The sequence below is a fragment of the Shouchella xiaoxiensis genome, from assembly GCF_016907895.1.
Taxonomy (GTDB): Bacteria; Bacillota; Bacilli; order Bacillales; family Bacillaceae_D; genus Shouchella; species Shouchella xiaoxiensis.
In genome coordinates this window covers 154,686-173,107 of the sequence record NZ_JAFBCV010000004.1, presented here as the reverse complement: position 1 = coordinate 173,107, position 18,422 = coordinate 154,686, and the positions used below count along the sequence as shown (strand labels likewise).

General features: G+C 40.2%; 15 protein-coding genes. 1 reads left to right on the top strand and 14 read right to left on the bottom strand.

Annotated features, from left to right (window positions below; all coding sequences use genetic code 11):
* Nucleotides 1–10: 10 nt before the first annotated feature.
* The 3 genes from pnpS to JOC54_RS08385 all read right to left on the bottom strand — a co-directional run bounded on the left by pnpS (nt 11) and on the right by JOC54_RS08385 (nt 3,007).
* The gene (gene pnpS, locus JOC54_RS08395; protein ID WP_204465670.1) at nt 11–1,774 is read right to left on the bottom strand and encodes a two-component system histidine kinase PnpS; all 1,764 of its coding nucleotides are present in this window, start codon (nt 1,772–1,774) and stop codon (nt 11–13) included.
* Nucleotides 1,767–2,486 (bottom strand): response regulator transcription factor, encoded by a 720-nt coding sequence (locus tag JOC54_RS08390; protein ID WP_035421545.1) that lies wholly within the window; start codon nt 2,484–2,486, stop codon nt 1,767–1,769. The genes pnpS and JOC54_RS08390 overlap by 8 nt, the downstream gene beginning before the upstream one ends.
* 71 nt (nt 2,487–2,557) lie before the next feature.
* Nucleotides 2,558–3,007, bottom strand: a complete 450-nt coding sequence (locus JOC54_RS08385; protein ID WP_054794902.1) for an Lrp/AsnC family transcriptional regulator — start codon at nt 3,005–3,007, stop codon at nt 2,558–2,560.
* A gap of 152 nt (nt 3,008–3,159) precedes the next feature.
* On the opposite strand from JOC54_RS08385, the gene JOC54_RS08380 reads away from it, so the two are divergent.
* Nucleotides 3,160–3,774: a YitT family protein gene (locus JOC54_RS08380; protein ID WP_204465669.1), complete on the top strand. Its 615-nt coding sequence runs from the start codon at nt 3,160–3,162 to the stop codon at nt 3,772–3,774.
* Between the two features lie 171 nt (nt 3,775–3,945).
* Here JOC54_RS08380 and mdh read toward each other — a convergent pair whose 3' ends face one another.
* From mdh to JOC54_RS08325, 11 genes are all read right to left on the bottom strand, one after another.
* The gene (gene mdh, locus JOC54_RS08375) at nt 3,946–4,890 is read right to left on the bottom strand and encodes a malate dehydrogenase (RefSeq protein WP_204465667.1); all 945 of its coding nucleotides are present in this window, start codon (nt 4,888–4,890) and stop codon (nt 3,946–3,948) included.
* Between the two features lie 61 nt (nt 4,891–4,951).
* On the bottom strand, nt 4,952–6,217 hold the full coding sequence (gene icd / locus JOC54_RS08370; protein ID WP_204465666.1) for an NADP-dependent isocitrate dehydrogenase: 1,266 nt from the start codon (nt 6,215–6,217) through the stop codon (nt 4,952–4,954).
* Nucleotides 6,218–6,272: 55 nt separating this feature from the next.
* Entirely contained in the window at nt 6,273–7,388 is a 1,116-nt protein-coding gene (gene citZ / locus JOC54_RS08365) for a citrate synthase (RefSeq protein ID WP_035421543.1), read from the bottom strand.
* A 421-nt stretch (nt 7,389–7,809) separates the two neighbouring features.
* The gene (locus JOC54_RS08360; RefSeq protein WP_204465664.1) at nt 7,810–8,205 is read right to left on the bottom strand and encodes an FxsA family protein; all 396 of its coding nucleotides are present in this window, start codon (nt 8,203–8,205) and stop codon (nt 7,810–7,812) included.
* 59 nt (nt 8,206–8,264) lie between these two features.
* Nucleotides 8,265–10,019, bottom strand: a complete 1,755-nt coding sequence (pyk, locus tag JOC54_RS08355; RefSeq protein WP_204465663.1) for a pyruvate kinase — start codon at nt 10,017–10,019, stop codon at nt 8,265–8,267.
* A gap of 23 nt (nt 10,020–10,042) precedes the next feature.
* Nucleotides 10,043–11,002 (bottom strand): 6-phosphofructokinase, encoded by a 960-nt coding sequence (gene pfkA, locus JOC54_RS08350; protein WP_204465661.1) that lies wholly within the window; start codon nt 11,000–11,002, stop codon nt 10,043–10,045.
* 147 nt (nt 11,003–11,149) lie between these two features.
* The gene (accA, locus tag JOC54_RS08345; RefSeq protein WP_204465659.1) at nt 11,150–12,127 is read right to left on the bottom strand and encodes an acetyl-CoA carboxylase carboxyl transferase subunit alpha; all 978 of its coding nucleotides are present in this window, start codon (nt 12,125–12,127) and stop codon (nt 11,150–11,152) included.
* Between the two features lie 15 nt (nt 12,128–12,142).
* Complete coding sequence (accD, locus tag JOC54_RS08340; RefSeq protein ID WP_035421537.1) at nt 12,143–12,988, bottom strand: acetyl-CoA carboxylase, carboxyltransferase subunit beta; 846 nt, start codon at nt 12,986–12,988, stop codon at nt 12,143–12,145.
* 23 nt (nt 12,989–13,011) lie between these two features.
* Nucleotides 13,012–13,671 (bottom strand): FadR/GntR family transcriptional regulator, encoded by a 660-nt coding sequence (locus JOC54_RS08335; RefSeq protein WP_204465657.1) that lies wholly within the window; start codon nt 13,669–13,671, stop codon nt 13,012–13,014.
* Between the two features lie 9 nt (nt 13,672–13,680).
* The gene (gene ystJ, locus JOC54_RS08330; RefSeq protein ID WP_054794900.1) at nt 13,681–14,913 is read right to left on the bottom strand and encodes an NADP-dependent malic enzyme; all 1,233 of its coding nucleotides are present in this window, start codon (nt 14,911–14,913) and stop codon (nt 13,681–13,683) included.
* Nucleotides 14,914–15,042: 129 nt separating this feature from the next.
* The gene (locus JOC54_RS08325) at nt 15,043–18,315 is read right to left on the bottom strand and encodes a DNA polymerase III subunit alpha (protein WP_204465654.1); all 3,273 of its coding nucleotides are present in this window, start codon (nt 18,313–18,315) and stop codon (nt 15,043–15,045) included.
* Nucleotides 18,316–18,422: the final 107 nt, after the last annotated feature.

The following is an 18,422-nucleotide window of genomic DNA, read 5'->3' as shown; positions in this document are numbered from 1 at the left end:
AATGTTAAGCTTAAGACTGCTTTTTAGGGAAACGAAGAGTAAACGTTGTGCCCTCTCCTTCAGCGCTTACTACTTGTAGCTTAGCATGATGCGCTTCTGCAAGATGTTTTACAATCGCTAGACCAAGGCCAGTCCCCCCTGAGTTGCGACTGCGGGCTCGGTCTACCCGGTAGAATCGTTCAAAGATCCTTAGCTTGTCTGTCGAATTGATTCCAATGCCAGTATCTACAACATGGAGTTCTACTTCGTTTTGTTTTTCAATCAACGATATAGTGACCTGTCCATTAGCTGGCGTATACGCAACTGCATTTGTAACTAGATTAATAACGATTTGCTTCAGGCGCTGTGAATCTCCTTGAATGATTGAGCTACCTTCTTCATAAACGTTAATGCTCATCTCTTTATCTTTCGCTTTTGAAGCAAGTAAGGCTACTGCTTCATTCGCTATTTCTTTTAGCGAAACTTGTTCTAAATGCAGCTGGAATTGTGCGTGTTCAATTTTTGACAAATCAAGCAAATCCGCAATAAGCATCTGAAGCCGATCGCTTTCTTTCCATATAATTTCAGTGAACTGTTTTGATGTAACTGGATCTGAAAGAGCCCCATCAATTAAAGTTTCCGCAAAGCCCTTTATCGACGTAACCGGAGTCTTTAACTCATGCGAAACATTCGCAACAAAATCCTTCCGTACTTGTTCGAGTTTCTTTTGCTCTGTAATATCATGCAGAACAATTGTAATTCCGCGAAGCCTTCCAGATTTAGCGATAACAGGAGCACCATATACATCGTATACTTTTGTATAGTAGTCTTGTACCCATTCAATTTGGCTTCGTTGCTTTTTTTCTGTCATATATATTGTTTGCATAAACTGCACAAGTTGCGCACTTGGAATGACATCATAATACGGCTTGCCTACTAACTGATCATTTGAGCTACTAAAAATCTGTTCAGCCGTTTGATTAATCAGTTCAACATCACCACGGACATTCATAAAGATAAGCGCACTTCCCATATGCTCAATTAATGAAGCCATTTGCTCTTGCTGTGTTTGGTGTCGTCTCGATAGCTGCTGCAAATTATAGGCTAACACATTTATTGATCGCCCTAACTGGCCTAGTTCTTTATGCTGATCTTCATATGTTCGTGTTTGATAATCCCCTTCGGCTAGGCGAATTGCCGCTTTTGTTGCATCATCAATTGGTCGAATAATTTGTTTTGAAATTCGCGTAACTAACAATAGAATAATAAAAAATGCCAGAAAAAAACTTGCTGTTACAACGATCCAAACCGTTCGATTCATTTGATTTAATGATTCGACAGATAACCCGACTCTTGCATAACCAAATAATTCTTCATCCTGTTCAATTGGAATCGCAAAATATAGTAAATCTTGCCCGATTGTATCACTGTAACGCAGCTGTAAATTGCCATCAACTCTCGCTCTTTCAATCTCAGGACGATTAAGATGATTCTCCATCTCTTCAGGATTGGCCCAAGAATCACCGATGACTGTACCGTCTGCACGAAGGATCGTTAATCTTGCCTCAAACAATTGACCAACTTCTAAAGCTACTCGCTGCGCCTCTTCTTCATTTGGGAAACCGTCCTCTAAAACAGCCCAAGCCGCTAAAGCCGTTTCATTTTTTATTCGTTCTGACACAAAGTTTAAATACCGCTCATTGGACCAAGCCCCTAACGTTAAACCAAGTGCCAGCAGGACAATTGTCACAACTAGCATGATACTTAAGATAAAGCGGTTGCGCAGCTTACTCATTATCAACTGGTTCTTCTAACTTGTAACCGAGTCCTCTTATCGTTTTAATGTACACTGGTTTTTTTGGATTCGGTTCAATTTTTTCCCTTAGATGACTAATGTGCACATCAACAATTCGAGTATCTCCGACAAATTCATAATTCCAGACTGCGTTTAATAACTGATCTCTCGTTAACACTCTTCCTTTGTTTTCAGTTAAAAATACGAGGAGCTCAAACTCTTTAGGCGTTAACGTTAACAGTTTTTGCTTAACGTAAACTTCGTAATTATCTGGGTAAATGGTTAAATCTTTAATCACCCTGCCTTTTCCTTTTACTTCACTCACTTGTTTGTTTGCTTGCGACTGTTCCACTCTTCTTAGAATAGCTCGCACTCTTGCTGCTACTTCTCTTGGGGAAAAAGGTTTAGTCATATAATCATCGGCTCCAAGTTCAAGCCCGAGCACTTTATCAAACTCATCATCTTTTGCCGTTAGCATGAGGATTGGAACAAAGACCTGCTCCTGTCGCAAATTGCGGCATACATCCATTCCATCCATTCCTGGCAACATCAAGTCCAAGATTATTAAATCAAACGGAACTTCTTTTGCACGTTCAAAACCGGACTGGCCATCCATTTTTGTTTCCACTTCAAACCCAGCTTGTTCGAGATTGTATTTGAGTAAAGTGGAAATGGATGGTTCATCATCTACAACTAAAATACGTTTGCTCATAAGTGCTTTAGACACTCCTTATTCTTTGGTTTGAACGGTTTTCTCTATCTATCAATAGTATAGCAAATTTTTTAACTATAATCCTCATAATCAGGTAAGATGATGCGATGGGGAACTGGAGAATTTAATACAGTTGATGTGTTAATCGTTCCAAAAGGAATTAAACGATCAATTAATTTACGCATACTGTTTACATCTGAAACAGCCGCCTTAATAAAATAACTGACTTCTCCAGTCACACGATGGCACTCAATAATTTCTTTCTCTTGTTTCACCATCGCTTCAAAATCCTGCAAGGAAACTTTAACACCACTCACCTGAATCAAGAGCAAGATATCTTTTCCAATATGTTTTAAGGAGACCCGTGTTGTAAACCCTTCAATAATCCCTTTTTCCTGTAGCCTTAATAAGCGCTCTGACATACTTGGTCTACTAAGTGATAACTCCTTAGAAAGTTCGCTAATTGTCATTCGTGCATTTTTTTGGAGCAATTCGAGTATGTCACAATCCATTTTATCCATAATTAACGACTCACCTTTTCAAATTGAATCTAAATCATTCTAAATCCCTGCATTTATTAAATCATAAATCAGAAGATCCTACTAGTTGTTATGCAAATGTGATGATATCTTTTATATGATTTTAGGAACAATTTAAAAAAGGTGATTACACAATGACTTTCAAAAAAATAATAGCTATTTTCTGCGGTTGCTTACTAGTAGCTGGAGGTGTATTGTTATTACGCCACGCAGGGCTTGTAACTGGTGGAACAGCTGGTCTAACACTTTCTTTGGCTTACTTATTTAATGCACCGTTTTCGCTTTTGTTTTTCCTAGTAAACATCCCGTTTTACATTTTTTCGTTAATGCGAATGGGCATAACATTTACGGTTGTGACAGCCTTATCCGTTACAACCTTATCGCTCCTAACAGCGGTTGACAGCTATTTACCCGCTTTTACCATCCCCATGTTTGCAGGCGCTGTATTTGGGGGCTTACTGATCGGACTTGGCTTAACGATTCTATTTAAAAATCAAGCTTCTCTCGGTGGAGCAAATATTTTAGCGCTTTTTTTACAGAAAAAAACAGGTCTCGATCCAGGAAAGACAAATTTTGTTTTTGACGCAACCGTTGTACTATTAAGCTTTTATGTAATCGGATTGATTCCAGGGCTGTTTTCTATTTTCTCGATTATTATCATTTCTAAAGTTATTAGCGTGTTTAAAGATAGCTTTGTTAAAAAAGAGAAAGCTGTTACTTTAAAAAAACAACCTGCAAGTGCATCATAATTACCTAAAAAATCAAGCATAAGTAGAGCCTATGCTTGATTTTTTTGATTGATGAAATAGGGCGCCAAGCAAAGCAGCTAACCTACCTTTTATCAATGTTAACCGATCACTTGGGTTGCTGGCAAAAAACCCCCACCTGCGATACAGGTGGGGGTTTAAGTAACATTATGATTATGCTGTTGGTAAAGCGTCCATCACGTTACGGACGGACTGAGCAGATTTTTCAAGCTGCGCTTTTTCTTCATCGGTCAGCTCAAGTTCAATGATCTTTTCGATTCCGTCACCACCAAGAATTGTTGGCACACCAAGATAGAGATCATGGTGTCCATATTCTCCTTCAAGATAAGCGATCGTTGGAATAACGCGCTTCTTATCTTTAAGAATGGCTTCAACCATTTGCGTTAAGGAAGCAGCGGGTGCATAGTAGGCACTGCCATTACCAAGCAAGCTGACAATTTCACCGCCACCTTTTCGCGTTCTCTCGACAATTTCATCCAAGCGCTCTGGCGAAATTAACGTAGATAGAGGTACGCCACCTGCAGCAGAATAGCGAATGAGTGGAACCATATCATCACCATGACCACCGAGAACAAATCCAGTAATATCTTCAACTGACAGGTTTAACTCTTGCGCAATAAACGTTCGAAAACGAGCTGAATCGAGTACGCCAGATTGACCAATCACTCGATTTTTCTCAAATCCAGACTCTTTATACACTGTATAAGTCATTGCATCAGCAGGATTCGTTAAAACGATAATGTAACAGTCAGGCGAATGCTTTACCACTTCTTTCGTAACAGACTTCATAATTTTTGCGTTTGTCGCTACTAAATCATCGCGGCTCATCCCTGGCTTACGCGCAATTCCAGCAGTAATGACGACAACATCGGAGTCTTTCGTATCCTCATAGTTAGAAGTACCGCTAATGACCGAATCCACCCCTTGAACTGGTGTTGATTCTAGCATATCAAGCGCTTTCCCTTTAGTTGGGCCTTCCATATCAGGAATATCGACTAGAACAACGTCACCTAGCTCTTTTTGAGCGACCATCATAGCTGTTGTTGCTCCTGTAAAGCCACTGCCTATTACAGAAATCTTTCTTCGTTTAATCGCCATGCAAAAACACTCCTCAACCGAATAGTGGAACGTAAATTAATCTTCACTCGACCTACTAGTCTTATAGATTCTTAATTAGTTCGTCAGCAAAACCTGAACATGAAACTTCAGTAGCACCGTCCATTAATCGAGCGAAATCATACGTAACTACCTTGCTCTCAATTGTTTTGTCCATTGAAGACATGATTAAGTCTGCAGCTTCTACCCAGCCAAGGTGACGAAGCAATAAATCGCCTGACAGTAATACAGAAGAAGGGTTAACTTTATCAAGACCAGCATATTTAGGTGCAGTTCCATGAGTCGCTTCAAAGATAGCATGTCCTGTATCGTAGTTAATGTTTGCCCCTGGAGCAATTCCAATTCCACCTACTTGAGCTGCAAGTGCATCTGAAACATAGTCTCCATTTAAGTTCATTGTTGCAACTACGTCAAATTCTTTTGGACGAGTTAAAATTTGTTGCAAGAAGATATCCGCAATCGAATCTTTGATTACAATCTTCCCAGCTGCTTCCGCTTCACTCTGTGCTTTATCTGCAGCTTCACGACCACTTGCTTCAACAATTTTGTCATACTCAGCCCAAGTAAAGACTTTATCGCCAAACTCACGCTCAGCTAAATCATAACCCCAGCTCTTAAAAGCACCTTCAGTAAACTTCATGATGTTTCCTTTGTGGACAAGCGTTACGCTCTTGCGGCCTTCATCTAGTGCATACTGAATCGCTGAACGAACAAGACGCTCTGTTCCTTCTTTCGATACTGGTTTAACTCCAATGCCTGACGTTTCAGGGAAACGAATATTTTTTGCTCCTAGCTCATCTTGAAGGAAAGCTACAAGCTTTTTCACTTCATCAGAACCTTCTTTAAACTCAATACCAGCATAGATATCCTCTGTATTTTCACGGAAAATAACCATGTTCGTATCTTCTGGTCGTTTAACTGGTGAAGGCACTCCTGTAAAGTAACGAACTGGACGTAAGCATGTATACAAATCAAGCTCTTGTCTAAGCGCAACGTTGAGTGAACGAATTCCTCCACCAATCGGTGTTGTTAATGGTCCTTTAATAGCAATCAAGTACTCACGTACGGCATCTAACGTCTCTGCAGGCAACCACTCACCTGTTTGGTTATATGCCTTTTCACCAGCTAAAATCTCTTTCCAATGAATTTTACGCTCTCCACCATATGCTTTTTCAACTGCTGCATCTAATACACGAGAAGCCGCTGCCCAAATATCAGGACCTGTTCCATCTCCCTCAATAAAAGGTACGATTGGTTCATTTGGTACACTTAACACACCATTGTTCGTTTGAATTTTTTCTGCTGCCATGTTGTATTCCTCCATATCCATAGTATGTAGAACGGATTTCTCCGCTCTTAAAACGTTATCTAGACTCTACTGAAACATAGTTACGCTTATTTGGTCCGATGTACTCTGCACGAGGACGAATTAAACGATTGTTTGAGTATTGCTCTAAAATATGCGCTAACCAACCAGAGGTACGGCTAACCGCAAAGATTGGTGTAAAGAGATCATGCTTAATACCAAGACTGTGATAAACAGTCGCTGAATAAAAGTCAACATTTGGTAATAAGCCTTTTTCTTTTGTAATCATTTCTTCAATTTGCAAGGACATGTCATACCATTTAGATTCTTTAATGACATCAGTTAATTGCTTTGACATATCTCTTAAGTGTTTTGCACGAGGATCACCGTTTTTGTAAACACGGTGGCCAAATCCCATAATCTTCTCTTTGTTATCCAGTGCTTTTCGTAAATAAGGCTCTACTTCTTCTGGTTTACCAATTTCTAAAAGCATGTTCATAACAGCTTCATTTGCTCCACCATGAAGTGGCCCTTTTAGCGCGCCAATGGCAGCAGTTAAACCAGAATAAACATCAGATAGTGTTGCAACGCAGACACGCGCCGTAAATGTAGAAGCATTTAATTCGTGATCCGCATGAAGAACGAGCGCTTTATTGAATGCTTCAACTGAAAGATCATCAGGCGTTTCTCCATTCAACATGTAAAGGAAGTTCGCAGCAAATGACAAATCTTTATTCGGCTTAATAGGCTCTTTCCCTGAACGAATTCGTTCAAAACCAGTAACAATTGTCGGAATTTTAGCTTGGAGCTTGATTGCTTTTTCATAATTCGCTTCTTCATTCATTACTTCAGCATCTTCATCAAATAGTCCGAGAGTAGATATGGCCGTTCTTAAAGCTGCCATCGGGTGAACTTGTTCAATTGGATAGGCTTTCATTTGCGTGAAAATTTGTTCAGGAACCTCTGCTTCAGAAGCTAGTTTCTCTGTAAACGATTTCAATTCTTTTTGGGACGGAAGCTCACCATTCCAAAGTAAATAAATCACTTCTTCAAAACTTGCATTATTCGCTAAATCATCGATTCCATACCCCTGATACGTTAGTTCATCATCAATAATTGAGCTTACGCTTGACTGTGTTGCAACAATACCTTCTAAACCGCGAGTAGTAGTCACCTATATCTCTCCTTTTCTCTGAAAAATCCTTCACCTGCGTATGGTTTCCTGGTGAAGCGGTTTCGTAAAGAACGACGAAACTCTCAACTCCTTTAATTAGAGCTCAAACAGTTGTAAAAACAATGTAGACCATTTCATTAAAGGAAATGCCCATTACTTCTGTAGCAATGTGGCGATCGTTAATCAATCCATTTCAGCAAATCGATTAACGTTATTACTTTTTCAGCCTGTTCAAACATCAGATTCATATTCAAACAAAAGATGATAGATTAAAACAGAGGGTTCTAGTACAAAAGTTATGTTGGTTAAACTTCTGTGGCAACAATTCGAAAATCCGAATGAACCTCTCTTCCAATCTAGGCACTTCATATAATATCACAATTTCGACATTCCTGCTATATCCAAGCAATGGAAGACCCACTTACCGTCTTCGTAAAACGACAAATTGTCCTTTCGCAATCGCCGAATGAATTCCTTTTAAAAGCCCTGCTTTAACAATTGTTCTTGTCCAAGGGATTAACAAGAATAGACCAATTACATCCATAATAAAACCAGGAAGAACAAGCAGTGCTCCACCGATAAAAATACAAATACTATCTAATAGAGATTGATTCGGCACTTGATTATTCTGCATTTGTACCTGAGCAAGTTTTATTGTTTTTAGTCCTTGGCTTTTTGCAAAAAGTACGCCAATTACGCTTGTTAAAAGCATTAACCCAAGCGTTGACCAAACGCCAATCCAATTAACAAATAAGATAATGACGAAGAGTTCAAGTAACGGCAATCCGATCGCAATTGGAAGAATGAATTTTTTCATGTAAACTTTCCCACCTTACAAGTAGAAAAAAGAAGAGGAACACCTCTTCTTTTTCTTAATTATAGTACACGTGCATGTCCACTGTAAATGTTTCCGGTCACGCTATCAACCGTCACTTCTTCACCGTCTTTAAACAACGTTAAAGCATCTTCAACACCAACAATAACTGGAGTACTTAAGTTTAATCCAACAACTGCCGCATGTGAAGTAAGCCCAGCTTCCACAGTAATAACAGCTGCTGCTTTCTCAAATGCTTCAATCATATCTTTATCTGTTGATTTTGTAACGAGTACAGCACCTTCTGTTATTTTGTCTATGGCTTCTTGAGCATTATGAGCTATAACTACTTTTCCTGCTGCAGAACGTCTACCAATCCCTTGCCCTTTTGCTTTTACTTCCCCAAGCATATGGACTTTTAATAAGTTTGTCGTACCTGTTTCACCAACTGGAACACCAGCTGTAATAATAACTAAATCACCTTGTTTCACATAACCAGCACTAACGGAAGCTTCAACCGTGCGATCAAGCATTTCGTCTGTCGTGCTTGCCTTTTCACCAAACAATGGTGTAACGCCCCAAACCAATGCCATTTTACGAAGAGCTCTTTCATTGCTCGTAATCGCCAAAATTGGCGATTTCGGACGGAATCTTGACGTCATTTGTGCGGTATAACCACTTTCAGTTGCCGTCAATATTGCAGCTGCGTCTAAATTAGAAGCCGTGTGAGCAACAGATTGTCCAATCGCACTTGTAATCGTTTGTTTCGATTCCTTGCTTTTTTTACGTAAAATTAAATCATAATTAAGTGCTTGTTCCGTACGGCTTGCGATATTATGCATTGTCCGTACAGATTCAACAGGATAGTCACCAGCAGCGGTTTCTCCTGAAAGCATGATGGCATCCGTACCATCAAAAATCGCGTTCGCCACGTCACTTGCTTCCGCACGAGTAGGGCGTGGGTTCCGTTGCATGGAATCAAGCATTTGTGTAGCTGTAATAACTGGTTTTGCAAGCTCATTACATTTCTTAATAAGCAGTTTTTGAACAAGTGGAACTTCCTCGGCAGGAATTTCTACTCCAAGGTCACCACGTGCAACCATTAAACCGTCTGATACTTCAAGGATTTCATCAATATTGTCTACACCCTCTTGGTTTTCGATCTTAGGAATAATCGCAATATCTGCTGCGCCATTGGTTTCAAGCAACTCCCGAATCTCTAATACATCAGATGCACGACGAACAAATGAAGCAGCAATAAAGTCAACATTCTGTTCCACGCCAAACACGATATCGGCTGCATCTTTATCAGTCATACCAGGAAGGTTTACGCTGACATTAGGTACGTTAACGCCTTTTTTATTCTTTAACGTTCCGCTATTACGGACAATGGTTTCAAGTTCATTCTGACGAACTGCAGTTACTTCAAGCTCAATTAAACCATCATCAAGTAATAACATGCTGCCAACTTGAACATCGTTTACCAACCCTGGGTAAGTAACAGAAATTTTTTCTTTTGTTCCAGTTACTTCTTCCATTGAAACGATTAGGTTTTGCCCTTTTTCTAACAAAATGGCTCCACCTTCAACAGTCTGTGTGCGAATTTCCGGTCCTTTTGTATCTAATAAAATGGCCACCGTTTTACCAGTTTGCTTTGATGCCTCGCGGATGTTTTTAATACGAGCTCCATGCTCTTCGAAATCTCCATGAGAAAAATTGAGGCGGGCGACATTCATTCCTGCTTCCATTAACTCTACTAGCTTTTCGATCGACTCACTTGCCGGTCCTATTGTACAAACGATTTTTGTTTTACGCATTTTTTTCCTCCTAAAATCTCCTGTTAGATCGATAATTCTTGTGAAAGCTTGTACATATCTGTGTCTATTTTATGTGGAAGTTCCAAGATATCATTAATCGGATGATGAACGAGTTGATTGTTTTGAATACCAACCGTTACGCCCGCTTTTCCTTCTAGTAATAGATCAACTGCTTTAGCAGCTAAACGGCTTGCTAAAACGCGATCAGAACCAGTTGGGGAACCACCACGCTGAATATGACCAAGGACAGTCACTCTCGTTTCCATGTTCATTTCTTTGCTAATCCGTTCTCCGAATTCAAAGCCTGAGCCAACACCTTCTGCAACGATGATGATGCTATGTTTCTTACCCCGATCTTGTCCACGTTTAATATTGGCCAAGATTTGGTCCATGTCATGTTCTTCTTCCGGAATAATTATGGTTTCTGCACCATCTGCAAGCCCAGCCCAAAGCGCCAAATCTCCAGCATGTCTGCCCATAACTTCAATAACATACGTTCGTTCATGAGACGTAGCCGTATCTCGAATTTTATCAATTGCATCTATAATGGTATTTAGCGCTGTGTCAAACCCAATTGTAAAGTCTGTTCCAGGAATGTCATTATCAATTGTTCCTGGTACGCCAATCGTTGGGAACCCATGCTCACTTAGCTTTTGAGCGCCACGATAGGACCCATCGCCACCAATGACAACAAGGCCTTCAATCCCAAACTTTTTTAACTGGGCAATTCCTTTTTTCTGGCCCTCAAACGTTTTAAATTCTTCACAACGAGCTGTATATAACATGGTTCCACCACGATGAATAATGTCACCTACTGAACCAAGTTCCATTTTCTTGATGTCGCCTTCAATCAAGCCTTGATACCCATAAGAAATTCCATAAACTTCTATACCGTGATAAATCGCTTTTCGAACAACAGCGCGGATGGCAGCATTCATTCCTGGAGAGTCACCTCCGCTTGTTAACACACCAATTCGTTTCAACTTTTTTCCTCCTAACACACAATGAAAAATGAAGCACGAGCGTCCATTTCTTCAGTCTCTGCTTGTAAAGATACCACTTTGATTTCATGAATACAAGTAGTTCCCTACTGCAAAAAGTGCTTTCATATCAATGAAAGCACTTCCATCTTATTTAGATCCTGTTTCGACTCGTTTATCTGAAATTCTGCCCATTTTCATGAACTTTTCATAGCGTTCATCAAGTAGTGTTTCAACTGATTTTGCTTTTAATTCTGCAAGCGTATTTTTAATTATTGCTTCTATTTTTGTTGCCTGACTGCATACATCTCGCTGTGCTCCACCCTTAGGCTCTTCAATTATCGCATCAATAATATTTAAGTCAAATAAGTCCGGAGCTGTAATTTTCATTGTTTCTGCAGCTCGCTTTGCCTGAGTTGAATCTTTCCATAAAAGAGCCGCAGCTCCTTCAGGTGAGATAACGGAGTACGTAGAGTTTTCCAGCATAAAAATACGATCTGCAACACCGAGCGCTAATGCTCCGCCACTACCGCCTTCGCCAATAACAATACTGATAGTCGGTACTTTCAAACCAGCCATTTCAAGAAGATTACGGGCAATTGCTTCGCTCTGTCCTCTTTCTTCAGCTGACTTCCCTGGATATGCTCCCTTTGTATCAATAAAACAAATGATTGGGCGATTAAACTTTTCAGCTTGTTTCATGAGACGAAGTGCTTTTCGATAACCTTCTGGATGGGGCGATCCAAAATACCTTAAGATATTTTCTTTCGTATCTTTTCCTCTTTGATGGCCAATAATTGTAACAGGTTGTCCATGAAATGTAGCGATTCCGGCTACGATCGCTTTATCATCTCCAAATAAACGGTCACCGTGCATTTCTAAAAAATCATCAAATAGCGCGTCAATATAATCGAGCGTCGTTGGACGTTCATGATCTCGTGCAATCTGAACACGTTCCCACGGTTCCAAATTTGCATAAACCATTTCTTCAAGTTCAGTTAATCGGTTTTCCATCTTTTGAATTTCCGTGCTTAAGTCTAACTCACGCTCAGAAGCAAACAAACGTAAATCTTCAATCTTCTGCCTTAATTCAATTACTGGTTTCTCAAACTCTTGTTCAGAAGACAACAAAACTCCTCCTTACTACTGATGAATTGCTAATACAGTTGTTAGCAATTCTTTCATTTCTAATCGCGGTACAACTCGATCAAGTTGTCCATGCTCCAGCAAAAATTCTGCTGTTTGAAAGTCTTCTGGAAGCTCTTCACGAATTGTTTGTTCGATTATTCTTCGTCCAGCAAATCCAACCAATGCTTTTGGTTCTGCAAAATTATAATCACCTAATGAGGCAAAGCTTGCAGAAACTCCTCCAGTAGTCGGATGCGTCATAATCGAAATAAATAAACCACCACTGCGGTCTAATCTTTCTAGGGCAGCACTCGTTTTAGCCATTTGCATTAAACTAAGCATACCTTCTTGCATACGTGCCCCACCAGAAGCGGCAATAATAATAATTGGAAAACCCGTGTCAATTGCTTTTTCAATTGCTCTAGTTAACTTTTCACCAACAGCTGAACCCATACTTGCCATTCTAAAGTCAGCGTCCATCACTGAAAGTATAACCGGATAACCATTTATTTGACCTTGACCAGAAACACAAGCTTCATTCATTCCTGTTTTTATGCGATCATTTTCAAGCTTTTCTTCATAACCTGGAAATCCAAGTGGGTTTCCACCAATCACTTCAGAATCCAGCTCTTGAAAGGTCCCTTCATCAATTAAAGCTTCAATTCGTTCCCAAGCTCCCATCCGATGATGATGCCCGCAAGTTCTACATACGCTTAAATTTTTCTTTAAGTCTTTCGTATACATAATCGTTCGACAAGAAGGACACTTCGTCATTAATCCTTCAGGCACTTCTTGTTTTGCTCGATCTGAAGGAATCGTTGCATACCTTTTTTTCTTTTTTTGAAAAATATCTTTTAACACGGTATCACTCCTTGCTTCACCCATTAAAAACGGCTATTTTTTAAATGCTGTCTCATTGCCTCTAGCGCTTGTTCAACACTGCGTGTTTTTATCGCTTCTACGATCAGCTCATGTTCTTTAATTGACACAGGAGGTCGGCCACTTCTCTCAAGCGACTGCTTAATCGCTTCTTTATTGAATGCAACAAGCGACTTCCATATGTTATAAAGGAGTACATTTCCACAAGCTTTCACAATTGTTTCGTGAAACTGATAATCCTCTTCTACTGGATAGTCGCCATTTTTCCATTCTTTTTTGGAACGAGTAATAAATTGCTCTAGCCTCTTTATTTCATTGTCCGTTATTCGAATACAGGCCAATTTTAAAGCTTCCAACTCTACTATTCGTCTTGTTTCACTCAAATCCTGCTTTGCTTGTTCGTCTTTTAAGATAAAAGAAAGAAGCAAGTCTACAAAGCGGTAGCTGGAGGTTGCTTTCATATACGTGCCCTCTCCTCTTCGTGTTTCAATAATATCGAGTAGCTCCAGCCCTCGAAGTGCTTCACGAATAGAGGAGCGACCGACTGCTAGTCGGTCGCTAAGTTCACGCTCTGATGGAAGCCTGTCCCCGCTTACTAAGCCATCGTGTTGAATCATCTCGCTCAGTGCTCGAATAATCTCGATGTAACGCTTATCAGCTGACATAGCCTCTCCTTAATCAATAATTGTTAGTTTTCTAGTTTTCTCAGCAACTTCTTCAGGGTCTACCTTAACTCTTGCAACACCTGTTTCCATTGCTTTTTTAGCGACTGCTGCCGCTACCGCTGGCGCAACTCGTGGATCAAATGGTGCTGGAATGACATAGTCAACTGACAACTCACTCTCAGCAACTAAGTTTGCAATGGCATAAACGGCTGCCACTTTCATTTCCTCGTTAATATGCGTCGCTCGGACGTCAAGAGCTCCTCTGAAAATACCAGGAAAAGCAAGAACATTATTCACTTGGTTTGGAAAATCAGATCTTCCTGTTCCGATAACAGAAGCGCCTGCAGCTTTAGCATCTTCAGGCATAATTTCTGGTACTGGGTTGGCCATCGCAAAAATAATTGGGTCCACATTCATACTCTCTACCATTTCTTTCGTAACGGCACCCGCAACTGAAACTCCGATAAAAACATCGGCGCCTTTCATAACGTCAACTAGCTGACCTTCTTGTTTGTTCGGATTTGTCCGTTTTGCAACAGCTTCTTTTACACCATTCATTCCGTATGGTCGACCTTCGTAAATAGCCCCTTTAGTATCGCACATTACGATATCACGTACACCCATACGTAGCATCAACTTAATGATAGCAATTCCAGCAGCACCTGCTCCATTGGCAACAACTTTAATTTCAGATAGTTTCTTGCCACTAATTTTCAGGGCATTAATTAACCCTGCAAGTGTCACAATCGCTGTACCGTGCTGGTCATCATGGAAAATAGGTATATTTGTTTCTTTCTTTAATCGTTCTTCAATAACGAAACAATCTGGAGCAGCAATATCTTCTAAATTCACCCCACCAAATGTAGGCTCGAGCATTTTTACCGTGTTTACAATCTCATCAACGTCATTTGATCGTAAACAAATTGGAAATGCATCAACACCAGCGAACGATTTAAACAGAACGGCTTTTCCCTCCATTACAGGTAAAGAAGCTTCGGGGCCAATATTACCGAGACCTAAGACTGCCGTACCATTACTAACAACTGCAACCATGTTACCCTTCATTGTATATTCGTATACCGATTCCACGTCTTCAAAAATTTCTTTACATGGTTCAGCAACTCCAGGTGAGTAAGCTAAACTTAAATCACGCGCATTCCTAACTGGAACTTTCGCTTTTGATTCTAGCTTTCCTTGATTAATTCGATGCATGTGTAGTGCTTCTTCTCTTGTAGTAGGCATAACGTTCTCTCCTTTATATTCAGCCTTACTGGTCTGACCACTCAATCTACGTTCTCTATTATAAACAACTCATCGCCATCCGCCAATAGGAGGATAAGAACTTCTTCTATTTTTATTAAAAACAACCCTTCAGCTCTTATCTTTTAATACAACATTTTCCTTTCCAAAAAGCTGACTTAGCAACTGGATGGTTTTGCGACTTGGAGCTACTGAATACTCATCAGCCAGTCGCTTCGTTGTTTTTTCTCTTTCACGATGTAAAATAACCGGTGTCACACCTGAATCTAAACTCAGAATGTATTTTAAATCACTTAGTTTTGTCGGCGTATCCAGGTTCGCTTTCATGCGCACGTATAGTGCCTGTTGTGTCTGGCCTTGACCGACTTGTTTAATATCAATTGCTTTTTGAACAATAAACTGTTTCTTACCGGTTCTTTCTTCCATAAATCCTTCCAAGAAAACAAGTGCATGGTCTTGTAGCACCGATTCGTAAGCTTTCCAAACTTGGGGGAATGCAACACAACTGCATTCATCCGATTCATCACTAGCCGTAAAGAAAGCCATCGCTTCTCCTTTTTTAGTCGATATTTTTTTTACATCAGATAACAGCGCAGCAACCCGAACTTTTTTGCGAGAAGGCCGGCTGTCTGCCAGTTTCGTTCTCCCAAACTGCACAAGGCGCTCTTGCTCATTTTCAATCGGGTGCCCCGTCAAGTAAAAACCTAACACCTCTTTTTCCCATTCCAATTCCTCTATTTTAGAAGAAGGCTCGACTGCAATATAATTTGGCGTAGCAGGCTTAATGGTGAAAAGATCTCCGGCTGATTCTTTAAAATCCATTACTTGATCAGCAAATGCTTTTGCTTTATCTAAGTTGGCTAATAATACCGACCTCGGCTGATTCCATTCATCTAAGGCTCCCGCTTTTATGAAGGATTCGAGTACGTTTTGATTGATCGCAACAGCGTTAACACGGGCATAAAATGAAAACAAATTTTCATCTTCCTCTGTGCGAACCGATTTCAACAATTGAACAGCTTGCAAATTAACACGAGCAATTGGCAGAAGACCAAAACGAATGGCTTCGCCTTCAAGTGTAAAAAGAGCATCGCTTTTAAAGACAGAGGGAGGGAGAACACGAATCCCTTCTCTCCTTGCTTCGTATAGATAGGCATATAATTTGCTGTGGGACTGCCAGCTAGATGAGCAGAGCGCCGCAAAAAACGCTGCTGCATAATGGACACGTAAGTAAGCCAACCAGTAGCTAATAAAGCTATAGGCTGTTGCATGACTCTTTGGGAATCCATAGTTTGCAAATCGTTCAATTAAAGAGAATATAAACGCCGCCTCTTCTTTTTGTAAGCCATTTTGTACGGCCCTTGTCACAAATTGATCTTCATTCATCAACTGACGGTCTTTTTTTGTGATCGCTCTTCGGTAAACATCTGCTTCCGCTAAGCTATAACCCGCACTAACTTGTAGCAGTTTAATAATTTGCTCTTGGTATACGACAACACCTAACGTTGGTTTTAAAATCTTATTGATTTCTTCATTTGCTGAATAACAATCTTTCGGCTGAGCTTTTCCTTTTATATATTCAGGGATAAAGTCCATTGGCCCTGGCCGATAAAGTGCACTTGTCGCTACGATATCACCAAAATGGGTTGGCTTTAATTGTTTTAAGACACTTCTCATTCCAGCTGATTCAAGTTGAAAAATACCTGTTGATTTACCTGCTTGTAACAACCGAAAAGTAGGTTCATCATTAAAAGGAATGCTTTGCAAATCAATCGACTGTCCTGTTTGTCTATAAATTAAATGTAGAATCTGTTCCAGTAAGGTTAAATTTCTTAATCCAAGAAAATCAAATTTCACCAAGCCAAGCGCTTCTAAACTATTCATATCTGCTTGCGTGATAGGAACTTGATCGCTTCCGTGTTGAAGTGCAACCTTATTTTGAAGCGGAGCGTCGCTAATAATGACACCAGCAGCATGTGTTGACACATGTCGTGGAAGCCCCTCAAGTTGCCTTGCAAAAAACAGCAACTGATCAAGTTCGGGTGACTTTAACGATTTAAAAAGCCCTTTCTCAATGGCTTCGATTAATGGAAGCGAGGCAGGAGTTAACGATTTTGCGACTTGATCGACAAAAGAGCTCTTTAAAGAAAGCGCCTTGCCTGCATCACGTATCGCCGCTTTACCAGCAAATGTCCCGAAAGTTAATACCTGCGCTACTTTATCCCTTCCAAAGCGTTCTTTTACATACTGGATCATTTCATCTCTGCGGTAGTCAGGAAAATCAATATCAATATCGGGAAGGCTAATACGTTCTGGGTTTAAGAACCTTTCAAACAGCAAGTCATGCTTTAGCGGATCTACATCTGTAATAAACAAAGTAAAAGCGACAATAGAACTTGCAGAAGAACCACGCCCTGGTCCAGTTAAGATCCCTTGTTCTTTCGCATAGCGCATAAAATCAGCAACGATTAAAAAGTAAGATGAGTAGCCCATTTCTGCGATTACATGCAGTTCTTTTTTTAAGCGATTATGCTGTTGTTCAGTTGGGTCTTCACCATAGCGCTTCGTTAAACCAACTTCACACTCCTCTTTTAGTTTAGCATCTGCTTCCTCTTCTGAGAGCGAATCATATGAAGGGATGTGCGGTTCATTTAAAGGAAGTTCTGTCTCAATTTCTTTGGCAAGTTTATTGGTTGCCTCAAGAACCTCTGTTGAGAAAGACTGTTGCAGTTCTTGAATAGAAAGAAGATAAGCGGATTCCATCCCATCGTCTACCGAGATATGTTCAAGTGAAGACCCTGCGTCAATTGCTCGCACAAGCCGATACACAATAGAATTTCCCTTCTGAAGGAAGCGAATTGGCGGAGCAGCAATACACGTTAACTGGAATGCTTTAGCAAACTGACTCAGCTGATAGTCATCATCTCCCGATAGCTCTATCACACCTGTCGCCCCACTCGTTAAAGCTTGCCAACGCTTTGACCAGTTTTTAGCGCTATAAAAGGAATCTTTAAAGAGGCATACAACGCACTCTGTTGTTTCTTGTTGAAAAAAATCAAGATTGATTCCCTGATTTTTTGGGTCAAGATTTATTTTTGAACTGATAGCGACAAGCTGTCTATATCCTGCCTTACTTTTAGCAAGTAATCGGACTGGCACACGCTGATCACCGGCCATTACGTCGCATTCAAGGCCGATAATTGGCTTAATCCCCGCTTTTATACAAGCTTTATAAAAAGGAACAGCACCATACAACACGTTGCGATCAGTTAATCCCAGTGAGCTATAGCCATTCTGTTTTGCATAAGCTACAAATTCTTCAATTCGATTAATTGATTGAAGCAAACTATATTCGCTGTAAATATTTGAAAGCAATGCTTGCATTTAAATACCTCCTTTCTTTGAATTCGCTCCATGACACTTAAAAAAACGTCATATTTTCGTTAGTTTGTCCTTATATATAAGTATACGTAAAATCGGGTGGTGAATCG

Bases quoted from the DNA above. Each gene is read 5' to 3' on its own strand.
- pyk (WP_204465663.1), bottom strand. From the start codon at position 10,019: ATGCGTAAAACAAAAATCGTTTGTACAATAGGACCGGCAAGTGAGTCG.
- JOC54_RS08390 (WP_035421545.1), bottom strand. From the start codon at position 2,486: ATGAGCAAACGTATTTTAGTTGTAGATGATGAACCATCCATTTCCACT.
- JOC54_RS08360 (WP_204465664.1), bottom strand. From the start codon at position 8,205: ATGAAAAAATTCATTCTTCCAATTGCGATCGGATTGCCGTTACTTGAA.
- ystJ (WP_054794900.1), bottom strand. From the start codon at position 14,913: ATGCCTACTACAAGAGAAGAAGCACTACACATGCATCGAATTAATCAA.
- JOC54_RS08325 (WP_204465654.1), bottom strand. From the start codon at position 18,315: ATGCAAGCATTGCTTTCAAATATTTACAGCGAATATAGTTTGCTTCAA.
- pnpS (WP_204465670.1), bottom strand. From the start codon at position 1,774: ATGAGTAAGCTGCGCAACCGCTTTATCTTAAGTATCATGCTAGTTGTG.
- JOC54_RS08380 (WP_204465669.1), top strand. From the start codon at position 3,160: ATGACTTTCAAAAAAATAATAGCTATTTTCTGCGGTTGCTTACTAGTA.
- icd (WP_204465666.1), bottom strand. From the start codon at position 6,217: ATGGCAGCAGAAAAAATTCAAACGAACAATGGTGTGTTAAGTGTACCA.
- JOC54_RS08385 (WP_054794902.1), bottom strand. From the start codon at position 3,007: ATGGATAAAATGGATTGTGACATACTCGAATTGCTCCAAAAAAATGCA.
- JOC54_RS08335 (WP_204465657.1), bottom strand. From the start codon at position 13,671: ATGTCAGCTGATAAGCGTTACATCGAGATTATTCGAGCACTGAGCGAG.
- mdh (WP_204465667.1), bottom strand. From the start codon at position 4,890: ATGGCGATTAAACGAAGAAAGATTTCTGTAATAGGCAGTGGCTTTACA.